The following is a 14,417-nucleotide window of genomic DNA, read 5'->3' as shown; positions in this document are numbered from 1 at the left end:
TATCGCTTCATTTATCGGTGCAGTTGTCTCGCAGCTTTTGGGCGGCGATAGTTTAAGTTTGAACCTGCGCGCGTACCCAACCAGTTTTGATGCTCAGGAAATCCCGTTCTACATACTGTTAGGAGTTTTAGCGGGATTGCTGGGAGCTTTGTTCACCAAAGGGATTATTGCTAGCTTGCAATTTAACAGGCGGTCGCTCAAATTAGCTTTGCCGGCACGAATGGCTCTAGCTGGCATAATCTGCGGTTCAGTAATAGCTTTTCTCCCAGATAATTTCCGCAACAATACGGGTTTGCGAGAGTTTTTGCTGACTGGTGAAGCAAGCGGTATGATGAGTTTAATCGCTTTTGTAGCTCACTTTTTTCTAACAATTATTTCCGCTGCTTCTGGAGCCCCGGGAGGATTGTTTTCCCCCGCCCTAGTTCTCGGTTCTGCACTCGGTCACATGGTGGGGATTGTGCAGGCAGATTTCCTGGGCGTCGGTTTGCCCGTAACTTACGCTTTGGCGGGAATGGGAGCGTTTTTTTGTGCGGTTTCTAGGGCGCCGATTACTGCGGTAGTAATTGTGTTTGAAATTACGGCGGATTTCAAATTAGTGCTGCCTTTGATGATTTGTTCTGTAGTTGCTTATTTAGTCGCGGAAAAGGTGGATAATGGCTCTTTGTACGATCGCCTTTTGGAGTTTAACGGCATTCAACTAACGCAGGCAAAAGCTGCCAGCAATACTTTGAGCGACTTGCACGCAGATGACGTGATGCAGCGCCGAGTTGAAACTCTTTCGAGTATGCTGACTTTCGATGAAGTGATGCAGGCTTTTTCGCGATCGCACCACCGAGGATTTCCAGTCGTTGAAGATGGCAAATTAGTCGGAATTGTCAGTCAAACCGATTTGGCAAATGCCAGCGAGCGCAATTTGTCCGGCAACTCCCTGCTCAAAGAATTTATGACTGTAGGGCCGATCGCAGTCAAAGCAAAGGATACTTTAAGCGAGGTATTGTACAGGCTAAACAACTACAATATCAGCCGTTTGCCAGTCATAGAAGGCCGGCGTTTGGTGGGAATTATTACCCGCAGCGACATTATCCGAGTTGAATCCGATCGCCTCAGCGGAGAAACAAGCCAGGGCCCGCATCCAGAACCTTCCTATGTTGTCTATCAAACCAGGGCCCCGCAAGTCGGAAACGGCCGCTTATTAGTGCCGCTTTCCAACCCCCAAACAGCACCCGCTTTGCTGCGGCTGGCCGCGGCCATTGCGCGCGATCGCAATTACGAATTAGAATGCCTGCAAATCATCTTAGTACCGCGCAACAGTTCCCCCTCAGAAAGCGCAGTGCGGACAACCAAAAGCCGCCGCCTGCTGCAACAAGCCGAGCGAATTGTTCGCAATTGGAACTTGCCGGTTCACACTCAAATACGGGTAGCTCATGACGTGCCTAACGCGATTTTGGAGACAATTAGGGAGCGCCACATCGATTTAATTTTGATGGGCTGGCAAGGCGAATTATCCACAAAAGAACGCATTTTTGGCGATGTTGTCGATACCGTGATTCGGCAAGCCGGCTGCGAAGTGGTTTTGGTGAAGTGGAGCGAAAAACTATTAGCCACACGCAAGAAAAATGAGTTTTCCCCCACTTTCAGCGGGCGGAAATATGCGTCTGTAGAATGGGAGTTAAATCCCGAAGGAGTTGACGGCGCAGATAATCCCGCATTGGCGAAATCCTCTTCATCAGCGACTCCAGAGACGGAACTTTCCCCGCCGAATTCAGACATTCCAGGGCCAGAATTGGGGCTGCACACGCTGATGGGTTTGCACCGCTGGTTGGTGCCTATTCGCGGCAGTTACAAGCAAGCTGCCGCTTTGCGGCTGCTACCGGCTTTGGTGGCTGCGAGTGCTGTACCGGAGATAAAATTGTGTCAGGTTCACCAGCCTTCTGTTGCAGAACCCGATAGGGGGGAATTAAAGCAAGCAGCGGAGTTTATCAAGCGCCGGATTAGCTGTTCGATAATAGCGACTTCGGTTTGCGCTAAATCGGTTTCTGATGCTTTAATTGATTTGGCTCAGAACGATCAGTGCGATGCGATCGTCCTGGGAGCGAGTCGCGAAGGGCTGCTGAAGCAGGTGATTCAGGGGAACATCCCGGAAGCTGTGGCGCGCGGGTGCGACTGTACAGTTATTTTAGTGCGATCGGCCCATTAGTCATTAGTTAGTTGTTATTTGTTATGTGTTATTTATTAGTTGTTATTTCTTGGTATTTTAGTCTTCCAGTCTTGTTCCCCGGCTCTGCCTGGGAATACATACCCGCAGGCTCTGCCTCAATAACTAATAACCAATAATTAATAACTTTTAACTAAAAACTCCTAACTAAGAACTCCTAACAAAGAACTAATAACAACTAACTCATAACTAATAAATATGGTTCACTTTAACGTTAGCTTTCAACACTTTAACTCCTTCGCCGACATTACGCTATCCCTGGCGAAAACATTAGACAAAATAGGAATTCCTATTTCTGTCGAACCTTCGACAATTGCCTCTCACCTCACCCGCAATTCCACACCCGAAGAAAACGACCTGCTAGAGAAGTGGATGAACACCCCACCATCAGATTTATTTCACATCAAATGGTCTCATTACTGGAAACCTTTTTTTTTAAAAGAACTTAAGGGACATCTCAACTTAGAACTTTTTGCGATCAATTACGAATTCGCCCAAAACACTGATAATTATGATTACTGGATTTACGATGCTGTCAATAACTTATCCCACAAACTAGCCGTCAGCCAATATTCTAAAAACGTTTTAATTAATGCTGGATGTCCGGCTGACAAAATATCAGTCATGCCTCTAGGTTTCAATCCTTTAATCTCGCAGTTCTATGTTCCCAGACCGCAAAAAACCCAAAAAGATGTAAAGTATATTCTGCACATGACCAATTCTTTTGATTTGTATAGATTTGGCACGGATCTCGCCATTCAAGCTTTTTGTGAAGAGTTTAAAAATGATTCCACCGTAGAGTTAATTATCAAAGATGGCGGCAAAAATCCAGGTGTTATAGTGGAGCATCTCGTCAATATCGAAAAACAATTTGGCACGTTAAAGCCAAAAATTATGATCGTACCTAAATTTTATAATAAAGTAGAACTAGCTGATTTATACTTGTCAGCCGATGCTTTTTTAGCTCCGTTTCGCGGCGAGGGTTTTGCGATTAAAATTTTGGATGCATTTGCTGCAGGTTTGCCCGTCGCTATGACTATGTACGGCGGTCCGACTGAGTACGCCAATCCTGATAACTGCTATCCCATTGCTTACGATCTAATTCCCGTCCGAAAGTGTTACGATACTCAGTCTCTAAAAATCACAAATGCTCCTCATTGGGCAGAACCAAATGTTCAGTCTGTTCGCGAACAGTTGCGAAAAATTGTTGAAGACCCGATGCGTTTTCAGGTAGGTCAAAAAGCTAGAGAGACGGCGGATTTATTTAATTGGGAAGCTGTGGCTCAAAAATTGCTAAGATTAATGCGAGAATTGTTTTAGGAGCGGAAATTATGGGACTCGAACGCAAAATGTTTAGGGGAATGTTTTCACCCGGGGAAGTGGTACGATTGAAACAGCCTTGTTTTACTCCCGGGCGAATGTTTGAGCCAGGAAAATATAATGCTGATGAGTTGCCGGATATCGCTTTTGAGATGGGTTTGGTAGACCATTTGCCGCCAGTCAAAGGCAAGAGTTCAGAAAATCTCAATGCCCAGAACTCGCCAGCTCAAAACCTTGAGGACTAAACTCCCGTTTGCCGTAAGGACTTCAGTTCTGAAAACTCCCGTTTGCCGTAAAAACTTTAGTCCTGAAAATTCCCGTTTGTAATAAGGACTAAAGTCCTGAAAATTAAAATAATCAAAGACTCAAGTCCTGACTGCAAAAAAGATCAAGCCTATTTAACCATTTTGCTGTATCTCGGCAATTAACTCTTTCAAAATTTTACTAGCTCGATCATTCTCAATCTGACAAGTTCCGGCATTCTGGTGTCCGCCTCCACCATATTTTAACATTAACTCCCCAATATTGGTTTGAGAAGTTTTGTTAAAGATTGATTTACCAACGGCGAAAACAGTATTTTGTTGTTTAAGTCCCCAAAGTACGTGAATCGATATATTGCACTCGGGGAACAAAGCGTAAATTACAAAACGATTCCCCGCATAAATCACCTCTTCGTTGCGCAAATCCAAAACAACTAAATTATTATAAACTTGGGCGCAGCGCTGTATTTGATCTTTAAATTTTTCTTCTTGCTCGAAGTAGAGGTCTACTCTTTCTTTCACATCAGGAAGCTGCAAGATTTCCTCGATGCTATGACTTTTGCAGTAATCGATTAACTGCATCATTAACTGATAATTGGAAACTGTAAATTCTTTAAATCTTCCCAACCCGGTTCTGGCGTCCATTATGAAGTTTAACAGCACCCATTTTTCCGGATGCAGAACCTCTTCTTTGGTAAATTGAGCGGAATCTGATTTGTCAACTGCCGCCATCATCGCCTGAGAAATATCAGGAAACTTTGCTTGGCCTCCATAATATTTGTACAACACCCTAGCTGCGGAAGCTGCATAGGGGTCGATGATGTGGTTGATTTTGATTTTGTCGTGTCTGAGAGTTTCGCTGAAATGGTGATCGAAAGCTAGATGAACTCCCTCAACATAGGGTAAATTAGTGCTAATATCGTTATTTGTTATTTCGATTTTTCCATCCTGCATATCTTTAGGATGCACGAATTTAATCTCGTCGATCATATTGAGTTCTTTGAGCAAAACGGCACAGACAAGACCGTCAAAATCGCTGCGGGTGACTAATCTGTATTTTTTAGTGAGGGGCATATGCTTCTGTGATAGGCAGGGAATCATTATAAGACAATATAACTTATTACCCGATCGCTTTCCAATATGAATTCTGACCCTTACGCTTGGATAGAGAAGTCCCTCGACACTATTCGCCGCGCCCATTGGCATCGATCGCCACAATCGATCGAAAGTTCCCCCGGGGCTGTGGTAAAATTAGCAGCCCGCCGGCTGATTAACTTTGCCAGCAACGATTATCTCGGACTTGCCGGCGATGACAGGTTAATTCAAGCAGCTATGGCTGCAACTAAGGAATTTGGTACCGGTGCGACGGGTTCGAGGTTGCTAAGCGGACACCGCGATTTGCACCAACAGCTAGAACTCGCTATTGCTGATTTAAAACAAACTGAAGATGCTTTAGTCTTCAGTTCGGGATATTTGGCGAATTTAGGGGCGATCGTCTCCGTTGTCGGCAAGCGCGATTTAATATTATCTGACAAGTACAACCATTCGAGCCTGAAAAACGGAGCCGCACTCAGCGGTGCAACTGCCCTAGAATACAGTCATTGCCATCTTGAGGATTTAACAGCCAAGTTAGAGCAAAATCGGGCGAGATACCGCAAGTGTTTAATTATTACCGATAGCGTCTTTAGCATGGATGGGGACTTGTGTCCGCTACCGCAGTTGTTAGCTTTGGCCGGAAAATTTAACTGCATGGTATTAGTAGATGAAGCTCACGCTACAGGAGTTTTCGGTATTAGCGGTGCCGGTTGTGCAGAACATTTCGGGTGTACGGGAACACCGCTGATTCAAGTGGGGACACTCAGCAAAGCTTTGGGAAGTTTAGGCGGCTACGTTGCGGGCTCTGCTGCTTTAATTGATTTTCTGCGCAATCGAGCTCCGAGTTGGATTTATACTACAGCCTTGACGCCTGCTGACGCCGCGGCTGCTTTGGAAGCTGTGAGAATTGTACAGCAAGAACCAGAACGCCGAGTTCGGTTGCGACAAAATATCGAAACTTTCAAATATTGCGCGATTACCAATCACCAATTACCAATTAGCAATTCCCTCTCCCCAATTTTCAGTCTTCCGTTAAAAGATGCAGCCTCCGCTTTAACAGTCGGCAGCAAACTCAAGGAGAGGGGTATTTTTGCTGCCGCGATTCGGCCTCCGACTGTAAGCGTGAGTCGAATTCGGATTTCGCTGATGGCAACTCACGAGCTCGCACACCTTCAGCAGTTGGTAGAGGCGCTGGAGGAAGTTTTGAGTTTTGAGTAAATGTTGGGTGCGCCATAAGTACCTTACCCCTTGAGTAAATGTTGGGAGATGGGGAGAATTTATACTTGTGCCGAATCCCTTCTGCCGAATGCAGTCTAGCCTTCTGCAGCTCTAGCTTTCTACATTTTTTTTTGATTGTCAAGATATCTCTATTGACTTATGGCGATGATTATACACTATTGTGGTCGATCGGTCAACAACTATAAACTTTTGGTAAATTTAGATACTTTTTGAAATTTAGCGCTATATTAGAGAAGTAGCAGGTACACCAAAATAAATATAAGGAACGTCCACCATGAACACAAATCGTCAAAACGTAAAAAAAGTAGCAGAAACCCACCGCGCTAACATTCACAAGCAACTGATGCACCGCATAGAAGTAGCTAGATCCAGTGGGAACCAAGATTTGGTTCGGGTGCTTGAAGAGGAAATGAAACAGCTTTAAAGAAGCTGCCACTAGAATTTGCCCGTAGTTTGGTTTAGAGGGTTGTGCGAGAAATGCAGAATTCCCGCAACCACTACCTGTTAACTTTTCATTCCTCTCTTAGTTGGTAGGAAAAACCTCGGTTTCTTCAAGAAACCGAGGTTTTTTATTGAGAAGAAAGAAGGAAGAGGGAACAGTCCAGGACGCACAAACTTTATCTATAGGGTGCGCCGGACCGCGCACACAGACTCTACCAATAGCGGATTGAACCATTTTTTGCGTAAGTTATGAAGTCAGAAGGAAGAGGGAAAAAACCAGAACAGGACTTACGCTGAATTCCTTTTATAGCGGTTCGATCGCGTGGTGAGGTATGCCCGATGCCCGATGCCCGATGCCCGATGCCCGATGCCCGATGCCCCATGCCCCATGCCCGATGCCCCATGCCCCATGCCCCATGCCCGATGCCCCATGCCCGATGCCAGATAGTACCTCATATTACTGACAAAGGCTATATTTTTACACTATCTGTAGTAGTAAAGTGCAGGGCGCGATCGCACCCTGCTAATAAGGTCAGGACTTACGAAACTGGCACCTGGTGAGGGGTTGCTCGCCCCCTCACCCATGACCTTAACCAGTCCGGGACACTGACAAGTTGAGAGTCGCGACTAAGGACAAAACTCCAGCCAGCACGCAGGACGTACAAAAATTGTGTGCTATTCGTTGGAAAATTGAGCAATTTCCTAGGGAAATCAAGCAACTAACCGATATAGAATATTGCCAGTGTCGTCAAGCTAGAATTCAAATAAATCCTATTACTTACCATCAACTGGTGTGGGTTAGCGCTCAAAATTTGAGCCGATAAAACTTGTCAAATAATATATCAAATTAAACATTGGCTTCTATCAAATCATTGAATTGAGCCACTAAAAATTCCCGACCTTCTGATGTTTATTGTCTAATCTTAGGGTGCTGGTACACGGATATGTGGCAGTTGCGTAAGTTGTTTAGCCGATAAAACTGGTCAAATAATATATCAAATTAAACACTGGATTCTATCAAATCATATCAAATCCGTTAGCATCGGAATAGTAAATTCGAGTTGACTATTGACTGTTGACAGTGAACAGTCAACAGTCAACAGTCAACAGTCAACAGTCAACATCACGGACGGTGTAACCGGAAATGATATCATTCCATTGAGCCACTAAAAATTCCCGATTGTCTGATGTTTATTGTCTAAATTTAGGGTGCTGGTACACGGATATGTGGCAGTTGCGTAAGTCCTGGTTATATTAAAGATGGATTGAGATAGATTTTCATGGTTTACTGGGAAAAGCAGCTTTGCCACAACTTAAGACTAGCAAAAATGCTTAACGGAAAAAAGTTAAAATCTCTCAAGCTGAAGAAAATCAGGGTCGCGACAGAAAAATCCCCAAAATAAGAGGTAAAACTGATGGCGACAGACACCCGACACCAGCCGGAAAACGGCTACCACTCAGAACCAACTCAGCCTTCCCTAAGAGAAAATCTGAATAGACGATCGCTCATGCGGCTGCCCCGAAGCCTGAGTGCCTTAGAAACTTGGGGTTTTGGGCTCACCGGTCACGCCAATTGGTTTACTATCGCCACAGTTATCCAGGCAGGGATGGGACAAGGCGCCATCTTCGTCTGGTTGCCCGGCATCATCATGGGTATGATGCTCAACCTACAGGTAAAACGCATCGGCGAGTATTTCCCAGACATGGCTGGGGGAACGCCCAACTATACGGCTCAAATGCTGAAAAATTATCCTGGTCTGGGAAGCTATGCGGCGATCGGATACTTTTTAAGCTGGGTAGCAACACTGCCAATTTCTGCGATCGTACTGACGCAGCTAATCAAAGTCAACCTCAATAGTTTAGGTCTTCGCTGTCCTGAAGTCTTACTAAATATTACCTTCACGCTCCTACCCTTCATTTTGACATTCAGCGGCACCCGCGCCTTAAGTATTCTGCACGCCTTTTTTGTGTTGCCGACAGTCGGCGTATTATCCGTTTTTTCCATTCATGGTCTGTTCTGGTTAGCTTTTTCCCCAAACAGTCCCGGCTTTTTCCCCACCACTTGGCCACAATTCACCTTTATTGACTGGGCTAAGTGGTTTTACTTCGGTACATACATCTTCTACTGCTGTGACTCCGCCGCCAGTTTTGTAGCCGATAGCCGCAACCCTACTAAAACCTTGCAGTTTCTCAAAACTTCCGCACTGGGGATGCTGCCTGTTATTTTGGGAGGTGCCTGGGTACTGATGCGCTTGGCTACCGCTCCAGGTCTGAAAGATGACGTATTCTTGAATGTATTAGCTGCCTGTCAGGTATTGTGGGGGCCCTGGGTTCCCACCCTTGTCACCTTTCTGGTAGTCGCTAGCTGTCTTCTGAGTTGCGCGACTATTGTTTCCAACTGCCCCCGGATGTTGTACCAACTTGCCGTAGACGGACATATTTCGCCAACATTCGCAGTTGTATCCAGACGGGGTGTATTTGGATTTGGGCTTGTCTTAGTTTTGGTTCTCAGTTTAATCTGTCTAGCTTGGGGAAATATTCCTCGGCTGGTGGCGATTACTAATGTTGGCTTAGTTGTCTGCCTGATGATGTTCCATTTCTCACTGTGGCTGCGCCGGGATAAGCCAGAAGTTCGGTGGCCTTGGTGGTCCCTGGGCTTTTTCGTAGTAGATGCGGTGGTTCTAGTCGTGGGAGGCTGGGCTTGGGGCTGGCAAGACTTTATCATTGGATTGTTTTTTCCCCTTGCGGTTTTAGCAGTCGATGCAGGGATGAGTCGCATTGCCTTTGCCCCTTTCCATCCATCGTGGTGGATTCGGCTTTACCGCAATAGCAGCCAGGGCAAAATCCCGGATTTTGTAGCGTCTCAGGTTGTCGTTTTAATCTTACTGATCGTCAGCGCCGTTACTATCGGCTGGATTTTTGGCTTCAAATTATATGCTAACTCTACTGTTGGCTTGAATTTATTGGTAGTGCTACTCGTGACAGTTGCTTTTATTGGGGTGGCCGTTGCCTGTTGGACGAGTTTACCGCAAGTCGTCTCAATGGATGAAGCAAGAGAGGGAGCAGAACAGCTCTTTACCATTGCCCTAGATGCTATTGTAGTGCTGGATGAAAAGGGTATAATTCGTCAAACTAATCCCGCTGCTGAAAGCGTCTTCGGAATAGATTCTCCTAGGTTAATTGGGTCTTACCTGAACAAATTATTGCCGGGATTAGGGGTTCACCCAGAGCAGTGGCTCAGTCGTAGCGAACAAACTTTCAAGTTGTCCGATGGTAGTTCGCGCATTCTGGAAGTTGCTATCTCAGACCGATTTTCCCAAGACGCTTCCCTTTCCAATCAGGATCTGCAACAATATGTGGCGATCGTGCGCGATATCACCGATCGCAAGCAAGCCCAAGAAGCCCTACAAAAAGCTAATGAGGAACTAGAAATCAAAGTCGAGAATCGTACATCTCAACTCACCCATACTGTGCAGCAACTGCAGAATGAGATTGAAGAGCGCCAGCGGATAGAAGCAAATCTCAGAGCTATGCAAAATCAAATTGTTGTCCAAGAAAAACTAGCTTCTCTCGGCAGTTTAACCGCAGGGATTGCCCACGAAATCAGAAACCCCTTAAACTTTGTCAACAATTTCTCAGAACTTTCTGCTGAATTAACCGAAGAACTTTTGCAAGAAATTGAAAATCAAACTGAACGGTTAGAACCAGAAACAAGTGAGTATATTGCTGAGCTATTAACCGATCTCACCGCTAATCTAAAAAAAATCAATCAACACGGTCAAAGAGCCGACAAAATCGTTGGCAATATGCTTTTGCATTCCAGGGGAGAAAGCGGTCACTGGGAAGCTACAGATATAAATAGTTTATTAGCCGAATATATCAATCTAGCCTATCACGGGATGCGAGCGAAGGAAGCTGCTTTTAACATTACCATAGAAACCGACTATGACAATGACATTGGCGAAGTAGAGGTCGTGCCACAAGACATTGCCAGGGTTTTTCTTAACATTATTAACAATGCTTGCTATGCAGCCCACAAAAAGAAACAAGAAATGGGAGAAGAATTTTCACCCCAGCTTGATGTCAGAACTCGAAATCTGGACTCGACCGTTGAAATTCGCATTCGCGATAACGGCCCGGGTATGAAGCCCGATGTACTCGATAAAATTTTCAATCCCTTTTTTACTACAAAGCCTGCTGGGGAAGGTACTGGTCTAGGTCTTTCTATCAGCCACGATGTTATCGTCCAGCAACATCGTGGAGAACTAAAAGTCGAAACAGAAGTAGGAAAATACACAGAGTTTATAATCACCTTTCCCAAAAAACTAGCAGAAGTTAAGGACTTAAAAAAATGAAAATAATGGTGGTAGACGACGAAGAAGATATCCAGTCACTGTTCAAGCAAAAATTTAGAAAAGAAATCAAAGCAGGGCAAATTCAGTTTTATTTTGCCCTGTCGGCAGAGGCAGCTTTAGACTACTTAGAAACCCAGGACAAAGCGTCTATTGTCTTGATATTATCTGATATTAATATGCCTGGTATGAACGGGCTAGAACTGCTGAAGCTTATCAAAGAAAAATTTCCCAATCTCAAAGTTTTCATGATTACCGCTTATGGAGACGATAAGAATTACCAAATCGCTATGGACTATGGAGCGGATGGCTATATTATTAAGCCCGTTAATTTTGACGAATTAAAAGAAAAAATATTCACAATATGGAGTATCCACAATTAGCTTAGTAAGAAAAATAAAACAACTTGCATACACAAGACTTCGAGGATAAAAATATGCCAATTAAAATACTATTTGTGGATGACGAGCTTGATTTAAAATTTCTGATTGGCCAAAAATTTAAAAAACATATCCGCACGGCAGGATGGCAGCTTTTTTTTGCTCATAATGGCGTAGAAGCGCTGGAAAGATTGAAAGAACACCCGGATCTAGATATGGTAGTGACGGATCTTAATATGCCTGAAATGGATGGCATGACTTTACTCTCTAGACTTAATCAGATAGATATCCCCCTCAAAACAGTAGTTATATCAGCTTATGGCGACATAAGAAATATAAGAAATGCGAGGAACTTCGGTGCCTTTGACTTTCTCACCAAGCCGATAGATTTTCAGGATTTAGAAATTACCATCAACAAAACGCTGCGCGATGTGCAACAGTTAAAAGAAAACCAGAATTTGCGGCAATCAGAAGCGTGGGCTAGAGAACAAGCTCAGGATTTACAACAAAGTCTGCAAGAGCTAAAAAAGACCCAAGCTCAACTGATTCAGACTGCAAAAATGTCTTCTTTGGGTCAACTGGTTGCGGGGATTGCTCATGAAATCAACAACCCCGCCAACTTTATCTACGGCAATATCAGCCACGTCAGTGATTATATCCAAAACCTACTGCACCTGCTGCATCTCTATCAGCAGCAGTACACCCCTCCCTGTTCTGAGATTCAAACTGAAATCGAAGCCATAGATTTGGAATTTATGATAGCAGATTTATCCCAAATTCTGGCTTCCATGAAATGTGGTGTTGACCGCATTCACAAGATTGTTTTGTCTTTGCGTAACTTCTCAAGGCTGGATGAAGCTAACATAAAGTCTGTCGATATTCACGAAGGACTCAAAAGCAGCCTGCTGATTTTGCATAATCGACTTCAAACAACGACAGCGCGTCCAGAGATTCAAGTCATCGAGGAGTACAGCGCTCTGCCTTTAGTCGAATGCTATGCTGGAGAACTAAACCAGGTGTTTATTAACATTCTTTCTAATGCGATTGATGCTTTGAATGAGTACAACAAACAACGGTCGCTAGATGACATCTTGGCTCGCCAACTCGCCATGACTATTCGCACTGTTCTGCTAGAGGAAAAGTCCCGTGTCGTCATTCAAATTCGGGACAATGGGCGAGGAATGACCGCCGAGGTGAAAGACCGTATTTTTGAACCTTTTTTTACTACTAAGCCTGTAGGTGAGGGTACTGGTTTGGGTCTCTATATCAGCTACCAAATTATAGTGGAGAAGCATGGGGGCGCATTGAAGTGTTTTTCCGAGGAGGGGCAGGGATCAGAGTTCTGGATAGAAATTCCTATCAGACAAACTAGGCCGGCACTCGACCTTAGCTAATCCATCGACTTCTATCAAACTCAGAGCCTATTCCAGCCGTCGGGTTTGCCATTGTAGAAGTCAGCCTTTTCATGACTCCTGAAATCATCTATAATAGGACGTAAAGTAGATAAAAATTACTCGTCGGATAACTTAATGAATCCCAGGAGTTCCAAAAATGTCGCCTACGACCGAAATGGCTTGCACTGTGCCAGCTAAAATATTATTTGTGGATGACGAGCCAGATTTAGAATCTTTAATTTGCCAGAAATTTAGAAAAAAGATCCGCACAGGAGAATATCAAGTTTTTTTTGCACATAATGGCGTAGAAGCGCTTTCAACATTGCGAGAGCAGCCGGATATAGATATTGTACTGACAGACATTAATATGCCAGTCATGGATGGTATGGCTTTGCTCGCGAAACTTAACGAGCTAGTTACTATGGTCAAAACAGTAGTTATATCTGCCTATGGCGACTTGGCAAATATCAGAAAGGCAATGAACGGCGGGGCCTTTGATTTTTTGACAAAGCCTATAGATTTTCAGGATTTAGAAATTACAATCAACAAAACATTGTCCCATGTGCAACAGCTTAAGGAAAACGAGCGCGCCCGCCAAGAAAGAGAGGATAAATTGCGGCAATCGGAAGCGCGAGAGCGAGAAAAAGCCATCCAACTAGAACTGGCACTGCAAAATTTACAGCACACCCAATCTCAGCTTATTCAGACTGAGAAAATGTCTAGCTTAGGACAACTAATTGCAGGTATTGCCCACGAAATTAATAATCCCGTTAACTTCATCTATGGCAACTTAACTTATGTCAATGATTACACTCATCAGCTATTGAGTTTAATCACGCTTTACCAGCAGCACGATGCCCATAAATATCCTGAAATCGAAGCTTTAATTAAGCAAATAGAGCTGGAGTTTATCCAAGAGGATATGCCTAAAATGCTGGATTCGATGAAATTGGGGGCAGAACGTATCCGTCAGATTGTGCTGACGTTGCGGAACTTCTCGCGACTAGATGAAGCGGAGATGAAACCGGTTAATATTCACGAGGGAATCGACAGTTCTTTAGTAATTTTGCAGAGTCAGCTCAAGGCTAAGCCGAATTCTTCGCCTATTCAAGTTATTAAAGAATACGGAGATTTGCCCCAAATAGAATGTTATGCCGGTCAGTTGAATCAGGTATTTATGAATTTGCTAAGCAATGCCATTTATGCCTTGAATCACTACGATCGAGAACCCAGCCCGGAGCAAATTAAAAACGAGCCTAGGACGATTACGATTGCTACTTCTATGCTGAATCGCGAGTGGGTAAGAATCAGTTTTAAAGATAATGGGCCGGGGATGAGAAGCGATGTAAGAAATCGGCTGTTTAATCCTTTTTTCACAACTAAACCTCTGGGTGAGGGCACTGGCTTGGGATTATCGATCAGCTATCAGATTGTGGTGGAGAAGCACGGCGGAGATTTGAAGTGTTTTTCGCAGCCCGATAGAGGTGCAGAATTTGTGATTGAGATTCCCATTAAGCAGAGCGCTCGGGTACAGATGAAGGCGAGTTAAGGCGAATTAAATAAAAATCCGGGTAAAGTCTGGTAAAATCTAATATCGCCCCCTCACCCTCACCATGTGCCCGTTGCGGAAGTTTTGAACTAATAACTAATGACTAATGACTAATGACTAATGACTAATGACTAATGACTAATGACTAATGACTAATGACTAATGACTAATG

At 44.3% G+C, this 14,417-nt stretch carries 11 protein-coding genes; 9 read left to right on the top strand and 2 right to left on the bottom strand.

What is annotated here, in order from left to right; translation table 11 throughout:
- The 3 genes from QUB56_RS34775 to QUB56_RS34765 all read left to right on the top strand — a co-directional run.
- Positions 1–2,197: chloride channel protein (locus QUB56_RS34775; protein WP_332960917.1), on the top strand; the 2,197-nt coding region annotated here is incomplete at its 5' end.
- 216 nt (positions 2,198–2,413) lie between these two features.
- Positions 2,414–3,535 (top strand): glycosyltransferase family 4 protein, encoded by a 1,122-nt coding sequence (locus tag QUB56_RS34770; RefSeq protein WP_332960916.1) that lies wholly within the window; start codon positions 2,414–2,416, stop codon positions 3,533–3,535.
- 11 nt (positions 3,536–3,546) lie between these two features.
- Positions 3,547–3,780, top strand: a complete 234-nt coding sequence (locus QUB56_RS34765) for a hypothetical protein (RefSeq protein WP_332960915.1) — start codon at positions 3,547–3,549, stop codon at positions 3,778–3,780.
- 153 nt (positions 3,781–3,933) lie between these two features.
- On the opposite strand, the gene QUB56_RS34760 is transcribed toward QUB56_RS34765, so the two are convergent.
- Entirely contained in the window at positions 3,934–4,869 is a 936-nt protein-coding gene (locus QUB56_RS34760) for an exopolyphosphatase (protein WP_332960914.1), read from the bottom strand.
- 66 nt (positions 4,870–4,935) lie between these two features.
- Here QUB56_RS34760 and bioF point away from each other — a divergent pair, with 66 nt between their 5' ends.
- The gene (gene bioF / locus QUB56_RS34755; protein ID WP_332960913.1) at positions 4,936–6,108 is read left to right on the top strand and encodes an 8-amino-7-oxononanoate synthase; all 1,173 of its coding nucleotides are present in this window, start codon (positions 4,936–4,938) and stop codon (positions 6,106–6,108) included.
- Between the two features lie 295 nt (positions 6,109–6,403).
- Positions 6,404–6,553 (top strand): arginine synthesis PII-interacting regulator PirA, encoded by a 150-nt coding sequence (gene pirA / locus QUB56_RS34750; RefSeq protein WP_332960912.1) that lies wholly within the window; start codon positions 6,404–6,406, stop codon positions 6,551–6,553.
- A 305-nt stretch (positions 6,554–6,858) separates the two neighbouring features.
- Here pirA and QUB56_RS34745 read toward each other — a convergent pair whose 3' ends face one another.
- Positions 6,859–7,026, bottom strand: a complete 168-nt coding sequence (locus tag QUB56_RS34745; RefSeq protein ID WP_332960911.1) for a hypothetical protein — start codon at positions 7,024–7,026, stop codon at positions 6,859–6,861.
- 959 nt (positions 7,027–7,985) lie between these two features.
- On the opposite strand from QUB56_RS34745, the gene QUB56_RS34740 reads away from it, so the two are divergent.
- The 4 genes from QUB56_RS34740 to QUB56_RS34725 all read left to right on the top strand — a co-directional run bounded on the left by QUB56_RS34740 (position 7,986) and on the right by QUB56_RS34725 (position 14,245).
- Positions 7,986–10,925: an ATP-binding protein gene (locus tag QUB56_RS34740; protein ID WP_332960910.1), complete on the top strand. Its 2,940-nt coding sequence runs from the start codon at positions 7,986–7,988 to the stop codon at positions 10,923–10,925.
- Positions 10,922–11,305 (top strand): response regulator, encoded by a 384-nt coding sequence (locus QUB56_RS34735; RefSeq protein WP_332960909.1) that lies wholly within the window; start codon positions 10,922–10,924, stop codon positions 11,303–11,305. Before QUB56_RS34740 ends, QUB56_RS34735 begins: the two co-directional genes overlap by 4 nt.
- Before the next feature lie 53 nt (positions 11,306–11,358).
- On the top strand, positions 11,359–12,696 hold the full coding sequence (locus QUB56_RS34730) for an ATP-binding protein (RefSeq protein ID WP_332960908.1): 1,338 nt from the start codon (positions 11,359–11,361) through the stop codon (positions 12,694–12,696).
- Between the two features lie 157 nt (positions 12,697–12,853).
- On the top strand, positions 12,854–14,245 hold the full coding sequence (locus QUB56_RS34725; protein ID WP_332960907.1) for an ATP-binding protein: 1,392 nt from the start codon (positions 12,854–12,856) through the stop codon (positions 14,243–14,245).
- The last annotated feature ends 172 nt before the right edge of the window (positions 14,246–14,417 follow it).

The organism is Microcoleus sp. AR_TQ3_B6, from assembly GCF_036702785.1.
GTDB lineage: Bacteria > Cyanobacteriota > Cyanobacteriia > Cyanobacteriales > Microcoleaceae > Microcoleus.
Note: the sequence above shows the minus strand (reverse complement) of the source record. Positions and strands in the feature narration are given on the sequence as shown.